Source organism: Novosphingobium sp. 63-713 (genome assembly GCF_001898925.1).
GTDB lineage: Bacteria > Pseudomonadota > Alphaproteobacteria > Sphingomonadales > Sphingomonadaceae > Novosphingobium.
In genome coordinates, this window is the sequence record NZ_MKVS01000053.1 from 160883 (window position 1) to 179870 (window position 18988).

Here is an 18988-nt window from a genome sequence, read left to right on the forward strand (position 1 = left end):
TATAAAAACAACTCAATTGGGAGGAATATATGAAGAAGTTGAAGGCACAACTGTGTTTGGTGAGCTTGGCTTATATCATGGCAGCTTCGCCAGCTCTGGCTGAGGATGACAAGACACAGGCCGCGCCCGTCAACAGTCCTGAAATCCTTGTGACCGCCAACAAGCGGCAGGAGAACATCAACAAGGTCGGCCTGACAATCACCGCCGTTTCCGGAGCCCAGCTTGCCGAGCGCAAGGTAACCTCACTCGAAGACGTTGCCTCGCTCGTACCGGGTCTGGCCTATTCCCCGAGTACCGCCAACACGCCGATTTTCACCCTGCGCGGCGTCGGCTTCAACGAAAGTTCGTTGGGCGTCTATCCCGCAGTCAGCGTCTATATCGATCAGGCACCACTTTCCTTCCCCGTGCTCGCCAGCCATTCCGCCTATGATCTGGAGCGGGTGGAAGTGCTCAAGGGACCGCAAGGCACGCTCTTCGGCCAGAATTCGACCGGAGGCGCGATCAACTATATCGCAGCGAAGCCCACCAGAACTTTCGAGGCGGGCGGCGACCTGAGCTACGGCCGGTTCAATCAGATCGAGGGCAATGCCTATATCAGTGGACCGATCACCGACTCGCTGCGCGGCCGAGTTTCGGTCACAGGCCTCAATTCAGATCCTTGGCAGTATAGTATTTCTCGCGGCGACAAGCTCGGCAAGCAATCCTACGTCGCAGGGCGCGTTCTGCTCGATTGGGATAACAGCAACGGTGTGCGCCTTTCGCTCAACGTCAATGGTTGGCGCGATACCTCCGATCCTCAGGCACAGCAACTGATCGCCATACGTCCGACATTTTCGGCCTTCACCCCGGCCAGCGTTCTGACAGCGCCGTTCGCGCCAGCTAACGCCCGCGCCGCCGACTGGACCGCCAGCATTCTGGATCCCGCCACAGGGCAGGTCAATTCAGCGTCAGGAGCAGTCACGCCGGGGACTGCTCAATCGGTGAATTTTACGCCCTTTTCAAACCGCAGCTTGATTCAGGGATCGCTGCGCGCAGATATCAATGTCACTGACAGCATCACCTTGACCTCGCAGACCTCCTACGCCGACTTTGATCAGAAGCAGCGGACCGATGGCGACGGTGGCGCCTTTGTCACCTTCGACCTCTATCGAAACGATGGCTACATCAAGGCGTTCAACCAGGAAGTCCGTCTGGCAAACGATCCCCGCCGCAGCTTCCGGTGGCTGATCGGTGGCAACATCGAAAGCAGCCACACATTCGAGGACCAGTTGCTGCGGTATTTCAACAGCTCGAACTACAACCCCAACAACCTCTACATCAATGCCAGCGGCGTGACCAACAAACAGGACATCCTGAATTATGCCTTCTTTGGCAGCACCGAATATGTCGTCGCGCCCAAGCTGACACTGAAGGCTTCGGCACGCTTTACCCAGTCGCGCAACAACGGTAACATCGGAAGCTACACGATCGTCGGCGGCAACGTAGACAAGCTGTTCAATCTGCTTGGAACTTTGCTCGGAACAACACCTTTCACACCGATCACGATCGCCGGACCCTACACTCTCAATAGCAATAATGTGCCCGGCCAGGCCTTCATCCGAACGCTGAGCGAGAACAATGTCTCCTGGCGCGCGGGGATCGACTATCAGGCAACGCGCGATACATTGCTCTACGCCAACGTCTCGCGCGGTTACAAGGCCGGTTCCTTTCCCAGCCTCGCCGCCTCAATCTACGAAGGCCTGCAACCGGTCACCCAAGAATCGGTCACAGCCTATGAAGGCGGCATCAAGACCCAACTTCTGGACCGCCGTGTCAGCCTGAATGGCGCTGTCTTCTACTATGACTATCGCAACAAGCAGGTGCGCGGCAAATTCAACGACCCGTTGTTCGGCGCGCTCGACGAACTGGTCAATCTTCCCAAGTCACGGATCTTCGGAGCCGAAGCGGATATCACGATCCGTCCGGTCGATGGGCTGACGATCAACGGCGCTGTCACCTATCTGGATTCCGCTATTCAGGTGGGCCCGTCCGCTCCGCGCAACTACAATGTGTTGGGGCAAGCGACCAACTTTTCCGGAGATCCCCTGCCCTTCACTCCGAAATGGTCAGGCACCGTCAACGTTGAATACCGTGCGAAACTGGCCAATGGCGGCGCGCCGTTCGTCGGCGTCAGCGTCAGTGCCCGCAGTTCGACAGATGCGGTTCCCGGTGCTAGCAAGATCTCCTACGTCCCCGACCCCACCTCGGGCGCAGCCATTGTCCGTTTGGCACAGGGAGTCACCAATCCTTTCGTCATCGACGGCTACGCCACGGTTGACGGGCGGATCGGTTATGAGGCGCCGGACGGAGCCTGGCGGGTCATGCTGTGGGGCAAGAACCTCTTCAACAAATACTACTGGACCACTGTCGTCGCATCCACCGACACTGCTGCCCGGATCACGGGGCGCCCGGTCACCTACGGCTTAACTGTCGGCTTCAAAATTCGCTGACCTTCGACAACTGATTCCCGCCCAGTCACACATGACCGGGCGGGACATCCGAAACAGGAAGGGTATTGGCATGTCGCAACTGACGAACGCCTACATGACAGAGAACTGCGAGCGCTACATCCCCAACACATTGATTCAAAAATGGAATCAGAGCTACTACTTCAATTTTTATGACCGCAAGGCACGTCTGGGCGGCTTCATTCGGGTCGGCATCATGGAAAACGTAGGCGAGACGAACGGTTTCGCCGTTTTCTTCATGAACGGCAAACCGCTGTTTACCCGCGTCAACATGCAGCTCCCCTACACCTCCGAACGGCTTGACCCTGGCCTTGAGGTGGCTGGGGTGAAGCTCACGGCCACACGTCCGCTCCAGACCTGCGGCATCAGCATCGACACAGAGGATTTCGGCGCCGAACTGGTCTGGGACCTCCGCTTTCCGATGGGAGATAGCATCGCTCTCACCAAGGACGGGGATGATGCGATCGCCCGTGAACTGGCATACGTGCATCTCGAGGGTGTCTGCAATGTCACAGGCACGATACGGCTGCGTGACGGCAAAACCATCCGGATCGAGGATGGGGGCTTCCGCGATATCAGCTGTGGCCCGCGCAACTGGGCCGGCGTGCGCCACTATCGCCTTGCGTGGCCCATCTTCGACAATGGCATGTCCTGTGTCGCCGTTCACGCGATCACCGAGCATGGCGACAGCTATCAGAAGATCCTTCACGATGGCGAGCGCTGGCACAGCATCGGCAGGCTCGAGGAAGAGATCGAGTTCGAACCCGACGACATGGGATTCAAGTTTGTCCGATGGAAGGCCTGGGACGAGGAAGACCGCCTGTGGGAGTTTACAGGGACACCTCTGTTCCGCTGGCAGTTTCCTTTCGACACATTCGTCATGGTTGAGCAGATGATGGAATTCCGCCTGAGCGACGGGACCATCGGCTACGGCATGGGGGAAGGTGGATTCCGCTTCCCCTGGGAAGGCAATGGTAACTGATATGGCTAAAGTTCGGACTACCCCCGCCATCGACCCGGTCGACATTTGGGACAGGGACCAAATCGAGCCCCGCATCAAGGATCTTTTGGATCGCACGCTCCGCGATCGGGCCAGGGGCCCCTACGCCGCAAAGACCGATATCGAGGTGATCGCCATGCTGGAGCGTCATTTTGCTTCAGAAAGCCCGGCGCCGATTGAGATTGTCGATGTCGCCCGTCTGTCCGGAGGTGCCTCCAAGGAGCAGTTCGCGTTCACGCTTCGCCGTGCAGGAGATATTGAGGGTGAACGCCTCGTTCTGCGGATGGATCCGCTCGAAGCGATTGCACAGACTTGCCGGGGGCGCGAAGCCCAGGTCCACCGGGCTTTCCAGAACATCCTACCGGTGGCCCCCGTGCGCAGCCTGGATGCTGACGGAGACCTTATTGGTCAACCGGCGATCATTCTGGGCTATGTTCATGGCGTTACCGAGCCCACCCAAGGCAAGGGGCACGGCATCTCGGGCATCGGCACGCATTTCGAGGAGTGGGCGAGCAAGCTGGCCCCGCAATTCCTCGACGCACTCGCCAAAGTGCATCGCTTCGACTGGCACAGCGCGGACCTCTCCTATTTCGCGGCCCCCGAACCCGGAACCCGGCAGGCGGCAATCTGGCAAGTCAACTGGTGGTCGCGCGTGTGGTGGGATGGTGCTGTCCAACCCGTGGCGATCATGGCCTATGCCGAGCGCTGGTTGCGGGAAAATGCTCCCATCTGCGACAATCCGGTAATGTGCCACAGCGATCTGCGGCTCGGTAACTTCATGTTCGAGGAACCCAGCGGCCAATTCACAGCCGTCCTCGACTGGGAACTGGCCCATATCGGCGACTTTCACGAGGATCTGGCTTGGTCGATGCAGCGCCTGTTCGGCACCTGGACCGATGGCGGTGAATTTCTTGTCAGCGGTCTGATCCCTCGCGCGCAGTTTCTAAGCGTATACGAGGAACTTTCAGGCAATCGCATCGATCCGGTGAAACTGCGCTATTATGAGGTTCTCAACGCCTACAAATGCGCGGTGATCGATCTGGGGCAAGCCATGCGCGCCGCGACTGAGGGCAACAGTCACCAAGATATTGTTCTCACTTGGCTCGGTTCGGCAGGCGGCGTTTTTCTCGAACAACTTGTCACAATGATGCGGGAGGCCTGAAACATGCTGCCCAATATCGATCTGCGTATCGGAAATCTGGTAAAAGCGCTCGAGCAAGTGATCCTGCCGGCCCTTCCCGCCAGCCAGCGCCTTGCCCGAGACCAGGTGCGACTGGTCATCGGTCATCTGCGCATGCTGGGCGGCCAATGGAAAACCGCGCTGCGCTATGAAGAAATTTCGTTCGAGGAGCTTGCTGCCCTTGCCCGTGATCTGGCGGAGCTGGTTGAAGAGCCGCAGCAGCGCCTGCTGACAAGCGCGTTGAAGGAAACCGCAACCTGCGACCACAGCAGCATCGATGCCCTGGAAGACGCCAACAAAATACTCGGGCAAGCCGTCGATATGACCATACTGGGCGGAGAAGATCATCGCCCCCTTTCCCGCGCGGCAAGCGAGGCGGTGCTCGAATATGCACTGCGCCACGCCCGGCGTGAACGCATCTGGTTCCAGGCCAATCAACTGGACCCGGATCGCGCCGAGCTGCCTTCAATCGCCTCTATGCTGGCAACCGCCTAAAAGAGTGCGGCATGCGGCAGGGAGGCACCTCTTGAAACACGACAATCCGGTCCTCCCGCAAGACGATCCTGCCGGAGCGCTTGCTGGCATGGTTACAGCAACCCGCTTTGAAGATATCCCTGCCGCAGTAGTAGATCTGGCGAAGAAGGCGATTCTCGATACGCTGGCAGTAACGCTTGCCGGATCAGGATGGGAGGTCAGCCCGGCGATCGCCGCTCAGGTCGTCGAGTGGGGTGGTACGCCTCAGGCGACGGTGCTAGTCCATGGACACAGGGTCCCAGCTCCCATGGCAGCCTTCGCCAATGGCGTGATGGCCCGCGCGATCGACATGGGTGACGTCCATGAAACCGGCGGTCATGTCACGGAATGGAACGTGCCCGCGATGCTCTCCGTGCTGGGGATCGCTGGCGCGCCGATCGACGGGAAAGCTTTCCTCGCCGCCTATATTGTGGGAGCCGAAGTCGGGGTGCGTGCCAGCGCCGCGCTTAATCTCGTACGCTACCACACGACATGGGGCATGCCTGGCGAATGGAACGGTCCGCTTTGTGCAACCGCCTCGGTGGCGAGGCTGCTTGGGCTTGACCGCGACGGAACCTGGAATGCCATGGGCATGGCCTACACGGTCCATGGGATGTCCGAATACAACAAATATTCCGAGGGCACCCAGATGGCCCGGGTGCAGCATAGCTTTGCCGGAGATACCGCGGTCAAGTCCGTCCTGCTGACCCGATTGGGTGTTACAGCGCCGCGCGGCATCTTCCAGGGCGTTCCGAGCGGCATTCTGCGTCATATCGCCTGGGATGATATTCAGCCTGAGCTCTTGACTGAGGGGCTTGGTCGTCATTGGCAGCTTGCCGAGGGGCTTTCGATGAAGCCCTATTCGGCCTGCAAGTTCACACACAGCTTCATCGCAAGCACCCTCGCCATCATGGCCGACCAAGGGCTGGACCATCGCGACATCGAGCGCATCGATTGCGTGGCGAGCGAGAGTTCGCGCATGACCTACGAACCGGCAGCCGCCAAATGGAACCCGCGAAGCGTCCCCGAGGCGATGTTCAGCGCGCCCTATACCATCGCCACCGCCGCGATGACTGGTGGCTTCTTTCTTGATGATCTGCGGATCGAGGCCATCCTCGATGAAGACCGGCGAGATCTGATGCGCCGTGTTTCAATCACCTCGGATCCCGATCACCCCGACCCATTCGAGGGCTTTCGCGTTAAGATCACGCTCAGGGATGGTCGCAGCTTCAACCATGTTACCCCTTATGTGAAGGGTCATACGCGCAATCCAATGGGCTGGAAGGATCTCTCCGAGAAGCTCCACCGTTGCGCCGCTTTCGCAGCAGCCCCCCTCCCTCACGAGAAACTCGACCGGCTAATCTGCCTGTGTCGAGAGATGGAGAAAGTCCCAGACATGCACGAGGTTCTCGCGTGCTTGACACCTTGATTTTGCTCAGGAGAAGATGATGAAGGCAGCAGTTCTCAACCACCTCGACGGTACTTTTCAGATCGAGGAGATCGAGATCGACGAACCGCGCGGCCGCGAAGTGCTGGTCGAGGTCAAGGCATCAGGCCTCTGTCACTCCGACCTGCATTTCGCCGAGCAGGATTTCGGCGTGCCGCTTCCCGCAGTGCTTGGTCACGAGCTTGCCGGTATCGTCGTTGCGATCGGCCCCGAAGTCAGGGAGTTTTCCATCGGCGACCATGTGGTTGGGTCGCTCATCCAGTTTTGCGGGCATTGCCCGGCGTGCATCGGCGGGCGTACCTATCAGTGCTTCCATCCCGAGGAAACACTAAGGGGAGATCATGATCACGACCACCCCCATCGGCTTACACGTAGCGGGGCCGGCGTATCCCAGGTTTTTGGCACCGGGGCCTTTGCCGAACGCGCGCTCGTTCACGAAAACCAACTGGCGATCGTCCCCAAGGAGATGCCCTTTGCGCAGGCTTCCCTGCTGGGCTGCGGAACAATCACCGGCGCAGGTGCCGCGATCAACACCGCTTCTGTCCGTCCCGGCGAGACGGTTGCCGTGATCGGCATCGGCGGTGTGGGTCTCAATGTCATTTCCGGGGCCAAACTGGCCGGAGCAGCGCGGATCATCGCGGTCGATCGTCAGCCACAAAAGGAAGTGTTGGCGCGTAAGTTCGGTGCTACAGACTTCATCGATGCATCGAAGGTGGATTCAGTTGCCAAAATACGTGAGCTGACCGGCGGCGGCGTCGATCATGCCTTTGAGGTAGTTGGTCTCAAGGCAACCTCGGAGCAGGCTATCCAGATGGCACGCAAGGGTGGTGGCGCCTATCTGATCGGCGTCCATTCGCCTACATCGACGATCGACCTGAATGTGACGATCGACCTGTTGACCCGGCAGGTCGACGTGCGCGGGGTCTATATGGGCTCGACGAATATTAAGAATGACATTCCCCTGTATGCAAGTCTCTACCTTCAAGGAAAACTGAACCTGGACGACCTCATCTCCAAGGAAATAAGTCTCGCGGATATCAACGAGGCCTATACCGAGCTGAAGGGCGGCTCGATCGCACGCAGCGTCATCACTACCTTCTGAATCTGGAAGGGCGGTCGCCCGAACCTGCGTGCGACCGCCCTTCCTTTGTTACATATTAGGATAGTTCGGGCCACCGCCGCCCTCAGGCGCCACCCAGGTGATGTTTTCGGCCGGGTCTTTGATATCGCAAGTTTTGCAATGAAGGCAATTCTGCGCGTTGATCACGAAACGCGGCGTTCCGGCCTCGCGGTCGGTGATTTCATAGACTCCTGCTGGACAATAGCGTTGTGCCGGCTCGTCATAGAGCGGCAAATTCCATGCGATCGGGGCCTCGGAATCGGCAAGCCTCAGATGAACCGGCTGATCCTCCTCATGATTGGTGTTCGAGACGAAGACCGAGGAAAGCCTGTCGAAACTGATGACACCGTCCGGCGCTGTATAGCTTATCGGCCGGCTCTGCGATTTGCGAAGCAATGTTCGGTCGGAATGGTGACCCAACGTATAGGGCAGCCCGATGCCCAGCGTGCGCATCCACATCTCAGCACCGGCCAGCACAGTCCCAAGCACCGCGCCGAAGCGCGCGATGAGGGGCTGCACGTTGCGCACCATGCGCAATTCGTTCGCCAGCCAGCTACTGCCCAAGGCTGTCTCGTAGGTTCTGAGCGTATCGCCGCCACGACCGGCGCCCAAAGCCCCCAGGACTGCATCCGCAGCCAACATCGCCGATTTCATCGCAGTATGCGTGCCCTTGATGCGCGGCACATTCACGAAGCCGGCTGCACAGCCGATCAGTGCACCGCCGGGAAAAACCAGCTTGGGGATGCTTTGCCATCCTCCTTCATTAATGACCCGAGCGCCATAGGACACCCGCTTGCCGCCCTCGAGGAAGGCTCGAATCTGCGGATGTTGCTTCCAGCGCTGGAATTCGCCGAAGGGCGAGAGGTTCGGGTTACGATAGCCCAACCCCACAACGAAGCCTAAAGCGACCTGTCCGTCGGCCTGATGATAAAGGAACCCCCCGCCATAGGCATCCTTGAGAGGCCATCCCTGCGTATGGATCACAAGGCCCGGCCGATGCTTTTCTGGCGCGATATCCCACAGTTCCTTCAGCCCAAGGCCATAAACCTGGGGGGCACAGTCCGCATCGAGTGAAAAGTGAGCGATGATCTGCTTCGTGAGATGCCCGCGCGCGCCCTCCGCAAAGAGCGTATAGCGCGCATGGAGTTCCATGCCCAGCTGGTAGTCGGGCTTCGGTTTCCCATCACGTCCGACCCCCATGTCTCCGGTTGCCACGCCGCAAACCGCGCCATGCTCATCGTAAAGCACCTCAGCAGCAGCAAAGCCCGGAAAGATCTCGACCCCCAGTTCCTCGGCCTCGCTCGCAAGCCAGCGACACAGATTGCCGAGCGATCCGGTATAGGTTCCCTTGTTGTGCATCCAGCCCGGCGTCAGCCAGTGGGGCACGGAGAACTTGCCCTTCCTAGTCAGGAACCAGTGCTGATTGTCCCTGACAGCTACAGCAGCTAGCGGACATTCCCGTTCCCGCCAGTCAGGTATCAGTTCGTCGAGTGATCGGGGATCGATCACCGCCCCGGACAGAATATGTGCGCCGATCTCGCTGCCTTTTTCGAGCACACAGACACTGATATCCGGATTGCCTTGCTTGAGCCGGATCGCAGCGGACAGCCCGGCTGGGCCGCCCCCCACGATCACGACATCATAGTCCATGGCCTCGCGCTCGCTCATTGGCTCCTCTCCCCGTTCACAACTTGGCCGTGAGTTCCGGAACGGCCTCGAACAGGTCGGCCACCAGACCAATGTCAGCGATCTGGAAGATCGGTGCGTCCTCGTCCTTGTTGATAGCGATGATGGTCTTGCTGTCCTTCATACCAGCCAGATGCTGGATGGCGCCGGAGATGCCGACGGCGATATAAACTTCTGGCGCAACGATCTTGCCGGTCTGGCCGACCTGATAGTCATTGGGCACATAGCCTGCATCGACCGCCGCACGACTGGCGCCCACGCCTGCACCAAGCTTGTCTGCCAGCGGCATGATAATCGCCTCGAAGCCAGCTGCATCCTTGAGCGCGCGCCCGCCCGAGACGACTACCTTGGCGCTGGTAAGTTCAGGACGCTCGCTTTTGGCGATCTCCGCGCCCACGAAGCTTGAAAGACCGGCATCCCCATGCCCGGTCACGCTATCAACCGCAGCCGATCCGCCGGTGGCCGCTGCCTTGGCAAAGGCGGTAGTGCGGACAGTCGCCACCAGTCTGGCGTCGCGGCTTTCAACGGTTGCGATGACGTTGCCCGCATAAATCGGGCGGGTAAACGTCTTGGGCCCCTCAATCGAGAGGATTTCAGAGACCTGCATGACATCAAGAAGCGCAGCAACGCGCGGCGCTATATTTTTGCCCGCCGTGGTGGCTGGAGCAATGAACGCATCAAAATCACCCATCAAGCCGACGACCAGCGGGGCGATATTTTCGGCCAGACCATGGCCGTATGCAGCGTCGTCAGCCAACAAAACGCGCGTGACGCCCGCAATCCGCGCAGCAGCCCGCGCCGCCTCGCCGCAGCACTGACCTGCCACCAGCGCTACTACATCGCCCAATTGTGCCGCAGCGGTCACCGCTGAGAGGGTGGCATCCTTAACGGATTTGTTATCGTGTTCGACCCAGACCAGACTCGTCATCTCAGGCTACTCCCATGTCCTTGAGTTTGGCCACCAGCGCATCGACATCGGCAACCTTGATGCCGGCACTGCGCATCGGCGGCTCCGCCACTTTCAGCGTGGCGAGGCGCGGCGTGACATCCACGCCGAGATCGGCGGGCGTCTTGGTCGCAAGCGGCTTGGATTTGGCTTTCATGATATTGGGCAGGCTGGCATAGCGAGGCTCGTTCAGGCGCAGATCAGCCGTAATGATCGCAGGCAGAGCAAGGCGCAGGGTCTCGAGTCCGCCGTCGATCTCGCGCGTAACCAGAACATGCTCGCCATCCACGTTAACAACAGAAGCGAAGGTGCCTTGAGGACGTCCCATGAGGGCGGCGAGCATCTGTCCCGTCTGGTTGCTATCGTCATCGATCGCCTGTTTGCCCAGGATAACCAAGGCAGGCTGCTCATCATCGGCGATGCTCTTGAGTATCTTGGCGACGCCCAGTGGCTCGACAGCTTCGTCGGTCTGGATATGGATTGCGCGGTCTGCACCCATTGCCAGCGCTGTGCGAAGCGTTTCAGCAGATTTCGCCGGGCCGACCGAAACGACGACCACTTCGCTTGCCGCGCCCTTTTCTTTCAGGCGCACAGCTTCCTCGACGGAGATTTCGTCGAATGGGTTGATGCTCATTTTTACATTGGCGAGATCGACGGCAGAGCCGTCGGGCTTGATACGCGGCTTGGCGTTGTAATCGATCACCCTTTTAACGGGCACGAGAATCTTCATGATTGGCTTCCTTGCTGAATGGTCGTACCATTATGCAAGGTGGAAGCTGTGTCAAGACGGAGCGGTCTGGCCATTGCTCCTTTTTACGCAAGCGTTATAGCAGTTACAGTTCCGTTCCAGAGTTGCAGGTCATGCCCAGCGCAAAAGAGAAGCCTAATTTCGCCCCGATCAAGACTCAGCGCGCCTTCGAAGCGATCTGCGAGCAGATCCGCGGCCAGCTGGCCAACGGTACGCTCAAGACCGGAGACAAGCTGCCAGCCGAGCGCGAGCTGGCGATTGAGTTCCAAGTCAGCCGCAGTGCTCTGCGCGAGGCGTTGCGCAGCCTTGAGGTGGCGGGCATCATCCGCAACACCAAGGGAGTGAAAGGCGGCTCCTTCATTCAGGCAGCCGAGCCTGACCGCATCGTCCAGGCCATGCAAGACTATGTACATCTGGGCAATGTTACCCTTGATGAACTGACCGAAGCTCGCCTAGCTACGCTCGATATCATCGTACGCCTTGCATGCGAAAGAGCTAGCGAGAGCGATCTCGCGGAACTGGAAGCCATTGCCGCCAGAACAAAGCAAGTGACAGGGGTCGAGGCGCGCTATGAATGCGCGGCGCAGTTTTACGAGGCGCTGGCCCGAGCAACGAAAAACCGCATCTACGGCATTTTCGTCAATTCGCTCGCTTCGATCTTGCATGAGTTCGTTCAGGGCCCCGATTACGAGACCTTGCAGGAAACTCTGATTGATTCGCGGCTGCGGCTGATCCGTCATCTGCGCAAACGCGACGCCGAAGCAGCTGCCCAGGAAATGCGTAAGCATCTTGAGCGACTTCACCGCCATGTCCGCAAGACTATGAAAGCCCGGGGCGCCGAGGTCGCCTGACCCAACCCAGCATTCTTTTCATCTCCCACACATTGACGCGCCAAGCGCGATTGACCCTCTGCCGACATCATGCAATAGGTAGGACCATTATACTTTTATAACGGAGAGCCTATGTCCTATCCTGGCGCAGATCCCACGCGCGATGCCCTGGCAGGCGTCCGCGTGCTTGATTTCACAAGCGTGATGGCGGGACCCTTTGCCTCCCGCATGATGGCCGATCTGGGAGCTGACGTCATCAAGATCGAAGCACTCGAGGGAGATCAGGTCCGCGCACGCCCGCCTGTCCGCGATGGCAAGAGCGCCTATTTCGGACATCTGAACGCGGGCAAGCGCTCCCTGGCCTGCAATCTCAAGGCTCCTGCGATCCGGGATCTCTTCTACCGTATGATCGCGAACTTCGACGTGGTGATCGAAAACTTCCGTCCAGGCGTCATGGCTCGTTTCGGGCTCGATTACGCCACGCTGGCCAAGATCAACCCCAGGCTAATATACTGCTCGATTTCGGGTTATGGGCAGAATGGCCCCAAAGCGCATCACCCAGCCTATGCTCCTGTAATTCATGCTGCTAGCGGTTTCGACATGGTCAACCTACATTATCAGGACGACACGAACCGTCCGGCCGCCAGCGGTATTTTCATTGCCGACGTGCTCGGAGGCACCCATGCATTCGGAGCGATCCAGGCAGCGCTTTACCAGCGCGAGCGCATCGGCCAGGGTCAGTTCATCGACGTTTCAATGCTGGAGGCGATGGTCGGCATGCTGGTCTATGAAACTCAGGCCGCGCAGTTTCCCGGCGATGCACGCCGCCCGCTCTACACGCCGTTGCGCACCACCGATGGCTTCATCATGGTTGCCCCCACCAGCCCGCGCAATTTCGAGCAACTGACCGAGGCCGTCGGCCATCCCGAATGGCAGCAAGATCCACGTTTCATCAGCGTCTCGGACCGCAACGCCAATTGGGCGACGCTGTTGGGACTGGTCGAGGAATGGACCTGCCTCCTTTCAGGCGCGCAAGCCGAGGCGACGCTGGCGGCGCACGGAGTTCCTTGCGCACTTTACCGGGGAATGGAAGATGTTCTAGCAGACCCGCAACTGGCCGCGCGTGACGCCTTTGCCGATATCGACGATGGTGCAGGTCCCTATAAGGTTACCAATCCGCCGTTCCGCATGAGCGCCTCGCGCACCTGCGCCCGCAATCGGGTCTCTGCACTCGGAGTCGACGGCAGCACAGTTTTTGAAGAGGAACTTGGCTTGACCGGGGACGAACTGGCCGCTCTGCGCACGGCGGGAAACCTACTCTGACAAGGAAGGCCGGGGCGATCACGCCCCGGCCCGAACCTTATCGCAGCAATTCGCGCGCGATCGTGTTGCGCTGGATTTCCGAGGAGCCCTCGTAGATGCGCGTGATGCGGATATCGCGATAAAGCCGCTCAATAGCGAAGCCCTTGCAATAGCCCGAACCACCGAAAATCTGCAGGGCAGTGTCCACGGTACGGCTGCCGGCCTCGGTTGCGAAGAGTTTGGCCATGGAGGCAAGTTCGCGCTTCTTCTCACCCTGATCATAGCGCCAAGCGGCGTCGAGCAGAATAAGGCGCGCTGCGCGCATGTCGGTCGCCATAGTGGCGATATAGTGACGGATGGCCTGGAAATCCGAGATGACACCGCCAAAGGCCGGACGCACTTTGGACTCGGCAATCGCAAGTTCCAACGCATATTCGCCCATACCGACGGCGGTCGCACCGACGTTCATGCGCCCCTCATTGAGGCCTTCCAGCGCATAATGAAAACCGCGACCTTCTTCGCCGATCACAGCATCGACCGGCAACTGGCAATTGTCGAAAGCCAGTTCATAGACGCCGGGTGAAGCCGTTCCCATCAGCTCGATCGTGCCCGTTACGGAAAAGCCCGGCGTATCGGCAGGCATCAGGAAGGCAGTAATGCCACCGCGTGATCCTGCCGATTTGTCGGTATAGGCATAGACGATGACGTACTTCGCCTTCTTACCGTTGGAAATATAGGTCTTGCTGCCATTGATGAGCCAGCCGTCGGCATTACGCACCGCGGTTGTGCGCATCGATCCGGGATCGGAACCGGAATTGGGCTCGGTCAGGGCAAAGGCGATGCCGATCTCACCCGTTGCCATGCCCGGCAACAAGCGAGCTTTCTGCTCTTCGCTGCCGTGGTGGATGATGTTCTTGGCCCCCGGCCCCATCAACGGCCGCAACTCAGTCCAGAACTGAGGAGGAAGACGGGCCAGCTCGATCTGCACAACCGCCTGCGCGAGGGCGCCGAGTCCGAGACCGCCATACTCCTCAGGCAGGGCCATGGCGAAGTAACCGTTATCGACAAGGGTCTTGCGCACGATCGGATCAACCTCGCCGGTTTCGTGAAAGGCCCGCTCATGGACCAGCAGGCTATTAACGACCTGATTCGTGACTTCGCGGAATTCGGCGATTTCGTCGGGCAGTTCAAAATCCATGAGGTCTCTCCTGTGGAAACGATCGCGGCGCAACGGCGCTCAATCCAAAATGGTCCTACCATTTATCAAAAGGTCTGTCCATTTAAAATCGGCATTGGCGCAGGCTGTTCTTTTGCATACAAGGGAGCCATGGCTGCCGATCCTTTCGAACTCAATTTGCGTCATCTGCGAGCGTTGCTGGCGATTGCTGAAAAGGGCAGCATCACTGCGGCTGCTGAAAGCGTGAGCCTCTCCCAACCCGCATTGACGCAGGGCCTCGCCAAGCTGGAACGACAGTTTGGTTATTCAATGTTTGAGAGGCGAGCCGGGGGGATGGTGCCTACGCCGATGGGCGTCATCGTCATCGAACGCACGCGGGCAGCGCTCGACCATCTATCCAATGCCGCGAAGGGCCTTTCTGCCGTCTTTCAATTTCCCGAGCGCTTGATGACGATGACCCAGTTGCGCGCTTTTCTGGCACTAGCCGAAGCTGGTGGATTTTCCGCTGCCGCCCATACAAGTGGCATGTCCCAGACCGCGGTCCATCGTGCAGTCAGCGATCTGGAGCATATGATTGGCGGGCAACTGGTTGAACGACGCGGGCGAGTCATATGGCTCAATGCGGCGGGCAAGCGCCTTGCGCGGGGTGCCCGCCTAGCCGCAACTGAAATTACCGCAGCTGTCGCCGACATGGGATTTGATAGCGGTGGAGAGCAGATCGCATTCGGTGCCCTCCCGCTGTCCCGTCCCTATCTTGTGCCCACGGCCATGGGGAGCATGACTCGAACTCATCCCCGCGCAGCCTTCAAGGTGCTCGAGGGTAGTTGGAAGGAAATGGTTGAGCCGCTGCGCGACGGCGAGATCGACATGATTGTCGGCGCTCTTCGTCCGTTCGATATCGCCGACCTTTATCAAATGCCGCTCTACGAAGATCGGTTGGTTATTGCCGCCGGAAGCAAACATCCGCTTGCTGGAGTGGAACAGCCGACTCTGGAGCAACTGGCCGCTTATCGCTGGATCGTGCCACCTACCAATTCCCCCTTGCGCGAGCAATGGGAACGGGTTTTCGATGGCACAACCACGCCGGAAACGCCAATCGAATGCGGTTCGGTGATGATCATCAGCCGGTTGCTGACGGATGGCGATTTCCTGACCTTGCTCTCACCCGATCAGGTTGCCTTACAGATCCGCAGCGGCCTTCTCACGCAGATTGGCGCGCCCCTAGACCGTAGCCGCCGCATGATGGGTATCACCACGCGGCGTAGCTGGCGGCCAACTGCCACGCAGCGCCATTTCCTCAATTGCCTCGAGCAGGCCGCAGCCGTCATGCGGCAGGAGTTTCCCCAGCCTGAGGAGCGCAACTCAGGCTGGGTCTAGGGCGTCTGTCAGTCCAGATTGATCCAGACCGCCTTGGTCTCCAGATATTCCTCGATGTGATGCGGGCCGGATTCGCGCCCGAAGCCACTGAGCTTGTAGCCGCCGAAAGGCACACCGGGATCAAGCATCTGGTAGCAATTGATCCAGACGGAGCCGGCCTGGATGCCGCGTGCCATGCGATGAGCCGTGGAGAGGTCTCGCGTCCACACCCCGCTGCCCAGCCCAAAAGGCGTGGCGTTGGCCCGCCCGAGCACCTCCTCAACGGTATCGAAGGCAAAGGCGCTGAGCACCGGACCGAAGATCTCCTCGCGCGCGATGGTCATGTCGTCGGTCACGCCGGTAAAGATCGTCGGCTCGATAAAATAGCCTCCGTCCAGCCCGCCGCCTGCCATGCGCGCGCCGCCCACCAGCGCCTGCGCGCCTTCCTGCCCGGCGCTTTCGATAAAGCCCAGGATCTTGTCCATCTGGGGCGCGGACACCACCGGCCCGATCTGCGTGGCCGGATCCAGCGGATCGCCCACGCGGATGGTGCGGGTGAACTCGGCGAGCCGCGCCATGAATTCATCGTGGATCTCGCGCTGGACGAAGAGGCGCGTACCGGCGCTGCAAATCTGCCCGCTGTTGGCAAAGACCGCCATGGCCGCCGCAGGCACGGCCTTGTCGAGATTCGCATCGGCAAAGACGATGTTGGGCGATTTTCCGCCCAGTTCCACACTCACCCGCTTCATGGTCGAGGCGGCGGCATGGAGGATCTTTTCACCCACGCCGGTCGAGCCGGTGAAGGCGATCTTGTCGATCCCGGGATGTGACGACAGGGCCGCCCCAGCATCGCCAAGCCCGGTCAGGATGTTGATAACGCCATTGGGCACACCGGCCTCGAGGCAAAGTTCGCCAAAGCGCAAGGCGGAGAGCGGCGTCTGCTCGGCAGGCTTCATCACCATGGTGCAGCCGCTGGCCAGCACCGGTCCGGCCTTCCACACCGACATGCCGATGGGACCGTTCCAGGGATTGATCGCCGCAACCACGCCGATCGGCTCCTTGAGCGTGTGAGACAGGACATCGCCGGGTGCCGAATTGGACAGCGTGTCGCCCGACAGCAGGGTCGCCTGCCCGGCATAATAGCGCAGCAGCGAGCCTGCGCGCGTTTTGCCCAGAACAGTGCGTGCAAGTGGCGCCCCAAGGTCGAGCGTGTCGAGCAGCGCCAGTTCCTCGTAATGCTCCTCGACCAGATCGGCCAGGCGCAGCATGATACGCTGGCGCTCGGCAGGCCTCATGCGCCGCCACGGCCCCTCGAATGCGGCGCGCGCCGCGGCAACGGCGCGATCGACATCCTGGGCCCCGCCCTGGGCGACCAGGGCCAGCAGCTCGCCGGTCGCCGGATTGCGCGTTTCAAAACGCTGCCCCGACAGGGCGGGCACCCGCTTGCCGTCGATCAGCATATCCTGTTCCAGGCGGTCAAGCGCCGCCGGACGATTGCGAACCAGGGTCGTTTCCATGCAAGTCTCTCCAGATATCTCTAGTGGGGGTTAGGCAGCAATGTTGGAGCTTGCGGCATCCTCCAGGATGAAAGCCGCAGCTCGCTGGGCGATCATCATGGTGGGAGCGCTGGTGTTGCCGCTGATGATCTCCGGCATCACCGAGGCGTCGACGACACGCAGCCCCGATACACCGCGAACGCGCAGACGGCTGTCGACCACCGCCATGGGATCGCTATCCGGCCCCATCTTGCAGGTGCCGGTGGGGTGGTAGGCGGTGTTGACGATCTTGCGCAGCTCGGCCTCGATCTGGGCATCGCTCCGGGCCTGCGCGCCCGGTTCGATCTCGGCGCCGGTCATCGCGGCCAGCGCTGGCTGGGCAAAGATGCGCCGCGCCTCCCGAAAGCCCGCAATCAGCGTGCGCAAGTCATAGGGATCAGCGAAAAAATTGGGGTCGATCACCGCCTTGTCCTCGGGTCGATTGCTGGCCAACCGCACCGATCCCTCGCTTTTTGGACGCAGCAACTGGATCAGCGCCATATAGCCGTGGTTCGAAGGGATCACGCGGGCATTGGCCTTGAGGCCGACGAGGAAGGTGATCTGAATATCCGGCCGCCCGGTGCCGTCGGTGCACAGAAAACCACCGCATTCCGCCACATTGCTCGCCAGCATGCCTTCGCGTTTCAGGAGGAAACGGAGGGGACTGAGCAGGATACGGCCATAGGTGCGCGGCGAAAGCGCGTAAGACTCGGCGCTGGGATTCTCCATGGAAAGATGAACCGTGGGGTGGTCCTGCAGATGCGCGCCCACGCCGGGCAGATGGTGCAGCACCTCGATGCCCTTTTCGCGCAAATGCGCCGCTGGACCGATCCCCGAGAGCATCAGCAACTGCGGCGAATTGATCGCGCCGCCGCACAACACTACCTCGCGCCGCGCCTCAAGAGTTCGACGCTGCCCCCCCTGCTCGATCTCGATGCCGCTGGCCCGCCCGCGATCGAAGAGAATACGGCGCGCCAAGGTGTCGGACAGCACCGTCAAATTGGGACGTTTGAGCACCGGATGAAGAAAGGCGCGCGCGCTCGACAAGCGTGTGCCGCGGCGCTGGTTGAGGTCATAGGTTCCGAAACCGGCCTGCCTTTCGCCGGCAAAATCCCGGTTGTGGGCATGTCCGGCCTGCTGTGCGGCCTCGATGATGGCGTGGGTGATGGGGTTGAAGGAGCGCGGTTGCTGCACATCGAGTTCACCGCCCTTGCCGTGCCATGGCTTGTCGGGCCCCTCGTAATTCTCGATAGCGGTGAAAGCGGGCAACACATCGCTGTAGCCCCAGCCCTTGTTGCCGGCCTTCACCCAGCCCTCGTAATCCTCGTGCTGGCCACGGATATAGACGCCGCCATTGATCGCGCTACAGCCCCCCAGCAGCTTGCCGCGCGGAAAATTGATGCTTCGCCCCCCGATCGCGGCATTGCCCGAGAGGCTGTGCTTCCAGTTGTAGCGCTCATGCGGGATGAGGAAGATGTTCCCTACCGGCATGATCGTCTTGATGTTGACCGGCCATTGGCGATCCGATGGTCCAGCCTCGATCAGCGCGACGCGGGTTGCGGGATCGGCGGAGAGGCGATTGGCCATCAGGCTTCCGGCGGAGCCTGATCCGATGACGATATAGTCGAATGCGTCGTTCAC

General features: G+C 60.1%; 15 protein-coding genes. 9 read left to right on the forward strand and 6 right to left on the reverse strand.

Annotated elements, in window-relative coordinates; genetic code table 11:
- The first annotated feature begins 29 nt into the window (after positions 1-29).
- From BGP00_RS25190 to BGP00_RS25215, 6 genes are all read left to right on the forward strand, one after another.
- Positions 30-2489, forward strand: coding sequence for a TonB-dependent receptor (locus tag BGP00_RS25190; RefSeq protein ID WP_292692294.1), 2460 nt, complete (start codon positions 30-32; stop codon positions 2487-2489).
- A 70-nt stretch (positions 2490-2559) separates the two neighbouring features.
- Complete coding sequence (locus tag BGP00_RS25195) at positions 2560-3489, forward strand: hypothetical protein (protein ID WP_292692292.1); 930 nt, start codon at positions 2560-2562, stop codon at positions 3487-3489.
- Position 3490: 1 nt separating this feature from the next.
- Positions 3491-4669 carry a phosphotransferase family protein gene (locus tag BGP00_RS25200; protein WP_292692290.1) on the forward strand — a complete coding sequence of 393 codons (1179 nt, stop codon included), beginning with the start codon at positions 3491-3493 and terminating at the stop codon, positions 4667-4669.
- 3 nt (positions 4670-4672) lie between these two features.
- Positions 4673-5182, forward strand: a complete 510-nt coding sequence (locus BGP00_RS25205; RefSeq protein ID WP_292692288.1) for a hypothetical protein — start codon at positions 4673-4675, stop codon at positions 5180-5182.
- A 31-nt stretch (positions 5183-5213) separates the two neighbouring features.
- A complete protein-coding gene (locus tag BGP00_RS25210; protein ID WP_292692286.1) occupies positions 5214-6629 on the forward strand; it encodes an MmgE/PrpD family protein in 1416 nt (471 codons plus the stop codon).
- 19 nt (positions 6630-6648) lie between these two features.
- Complete coding sequence (locus BGP00_RS25215) at positions 6649-7749, forward strand: Zn-dependent alcohol dehydrogenase (protein WP_292923249.1); 1101 nt, start codon at positions 6649-6651, stop codon at positions 7747-7749.
- A 48-nt stretch (positions 7750-7797) separates the two neighbouring features.
- Here BGP00_RS25215 and BGP00_RS25220 read toward each other — a convergent pair whose 3' ends face one another.
- Genes BGP00_RS25220 through BGP00_RS25230 form a run of 3 tightly spaced genes read right to left on the reverse strand, consistent with a single transcriptional unit; the run spans position 7798 to position 11129 of the window.
- Positions 7798-9435 carry an electron transfer flavoprotein-ubiquinone oxidoreductase gene (locus tag BGP00_RS25220; protein WP_292692282.1) on the reverse strand — a complete coding sequence of 546 codons (1638 nt, stop codon included), beginning with the start codon at positions 9433-9435 and terminating at the stop codon, positions 7798-7800.
- 16 nt (positions 9436-9451) lie between these two features.
- On the reverse strand, positions 9452-10381 hold the full coding sequence (locus tag BGP00_RS25225; protein WP_292692280.1) for an FAD-binding protein: 930 nt from the start codon (positions 10379-10381) through the stop codon (positions 9452-9454).
- Position 10382: 1 nt separating this feature from the next.
- Complete coding sequence (locus tag BGP00_RS25230; RefSeq protein ID WP_292692278.1) at positions 10383-11129, reverse strand: electron transfer flavoprotein subunit beta/FixA family protein; 747 nt, start codon at positions 11127-11129, stop codon at positions 10383-10385.
- A 32-nt stretch (positions 11130-11161) separates the two neighbouring features.
- Here BGP00_RS25230 and BGP00_RS25235 point away from each other — a divergent pair, with 32 nt between their 5' ends.
- Entirely contained in the window at positions 11162-11998 is an 837-nt protein-coding gene (locus BGP00_RS25235) for a GntR family transcriptional regulator (RefSeq protein ID WP_292692276.1), read from the forward strand.
- A gap of 111 nt (positions 11999-12109) precedes the next feature.
- Positions 12110-13300, forward strand: a complete 1191-nt coding sequence (locus BGP00_RS25240) for a CoA transferase (RefSeq protein WP_292692274.1) — start codon at positions 12110-12112, stop codon at positions 13298-13300.
- Positions 13301-13337: 37 nt separating this feature from the next.
- Here the strand turns inward: BGP00_RS25240 and BGP00_RS25245 are convergent, their stop codons facing one another.
- A complete protein-coding gene (locus BGP00_RS25245; protein WP_292692272.1) occupies positions 13338-14477 on the reverse strand; it encodes an acyl-CoA dehydrogenase family protein in 1140 nt (379 codons plus the stop codon).
- On the opposite strand from BGP00_RS25245, the gene BGP00_RS25250 reads away from it, so the two are divergent.
- Positions 14400-15833: a LysR family transcriptional regulator gene (locus BGP00_RS25250; RefSeq protein WP_292692270.1), complete on the forward strand. Its 1434-nt coding sequence runs from the start codon at positions 14400-14402 to the stop codon at positions 15831-15833. The two genes, BGP00_RS25245 and BGP00_RS25250, sit on opposite strands and share 78 nt — an antisense overlap.
- Positions 15834-15841: 8 nt before the next feature.
- Here BGP00_RS25250 and BGP00_RS25255 read toward each other — a convergent pair whose 3' ends face one another.
- The gene (locus BGP00_RS25255) at positions 15842-17329 is read right to left on the reverse strand and encodes an aldehyde dehydrogenase family protein (RefSeq protein WP_292692268.1); all 1488 of its coding nucleotides are present in this window, start codon (positions 17327-17329) and stop codon (positions 15842-15844) included.
- A 30-nt stretch (positions 17330-17359) separates the two neighbouring features.
- Positions 17360-18988, reverse strand: a complete 1629-nt coding sequence (locus BGP00_RS25260) for a GMC family oxidoreductase N-terminal domain-containing protein (protein WP_292692266.1) — start codon at positions 18986-18988, stop codon at positions 17360-17362.

Excerpts from the sequence above, each read along its gene's own strand:
- BGP00_RS25230 (WP_292692278.1), bottom strand. The coding sequence starts at position 11,129 with ATGAAGATTCTCGTGCCCGTTAAAAGGGTGATCGATTACAACGCCAAG.
- BGP00_RS25225 (WP_292692280.1), bottom strand. The coding sequence starts at position 10,381 with ATGACGAGTCTGGTCTGGGTCGAACACGATAACAAATCCGTTAAGGAT.
- BGP00_RS25235 (WP_292692276.1), top strand. The coding sequence starts at position 11,162 with ATGCAAGGTGGAAGCTGTGTCAAGACGGAGCGGTCTGGCCATTGCTCC.
- BGP00_RS25245 (WP_292692272.1), bottom strand. The coding sequence starts at position 14,477 with ATGGATTTTGAACTGCCCGACGAAATCGCCGAATTCCGCGAAGTCACG.
- BGP00_RS25250 (WP_292692270.1), top strand. The coding sequence starts at position 14,400 with ATGGACCAGCAGGCTATTAACGACCTGATTCGTGACTTCGCGGAATTC.
- BGP00_RS25195 (WP_292692292.1), top strand. The coding sequence starts at position 2,560 with ATGTCGCAACTGACGAACGCCTACATGACAGAGAACTGCGAGCGCTAC.
- BGP00_RS25190 (WP_292692294.1), top strand. The coding sequence starts at position 30 with ATGAAGAAGTTGAAGGCACAACTGTGTTTGGTGAGCTTGGCTTATATC.
- BGP00_RS25200 (WP_292692290.1), top strand. The coding sequence starts at position 3,491 with ATGGCTAAAGTTCGGACTACCCCCGCCATCGACCCGGTCGACATTTGG.
- BGP00_RS25215 (WP_292923249.1), top strand. The coding sequence starts at position 6,649 with ATGAAGGCAGCAGTTCTCAACCACCTCGACGGTACTTTTCAGATCGAG.
- BGP00_RS25205 (WP_292692288.1), top strand. The coding sequence starts at position 4,673 with ATGCTGCCCAATATCGATCTGCGTATCGGAAATCTGGTAAAAGCGCTC.
- BGP00_RS25220 (WP_292692282.1), bottom strand. The coding sequence starts at position 9,435 with ATGAGCGAGCGCGAGGCCATGGACTATGATGTCGTGATCGTGGGGGGC.
- BGP00_RS25240 (WP_292692274.1), top strand. The coding sequence starts at position 12,110 with ATGTCCTATCCTGGCGCAGATCCCACGCGCGATGCCCTGGCAGGCGTC.
- BGP00_RS25255 (WP_292692268.1), bottom strand. The coding sequence starts at position 17,329 with ATGGAAACGACCCTGGTTCGCAATCGTCCGGCGGCGCTTGACCGCCTG.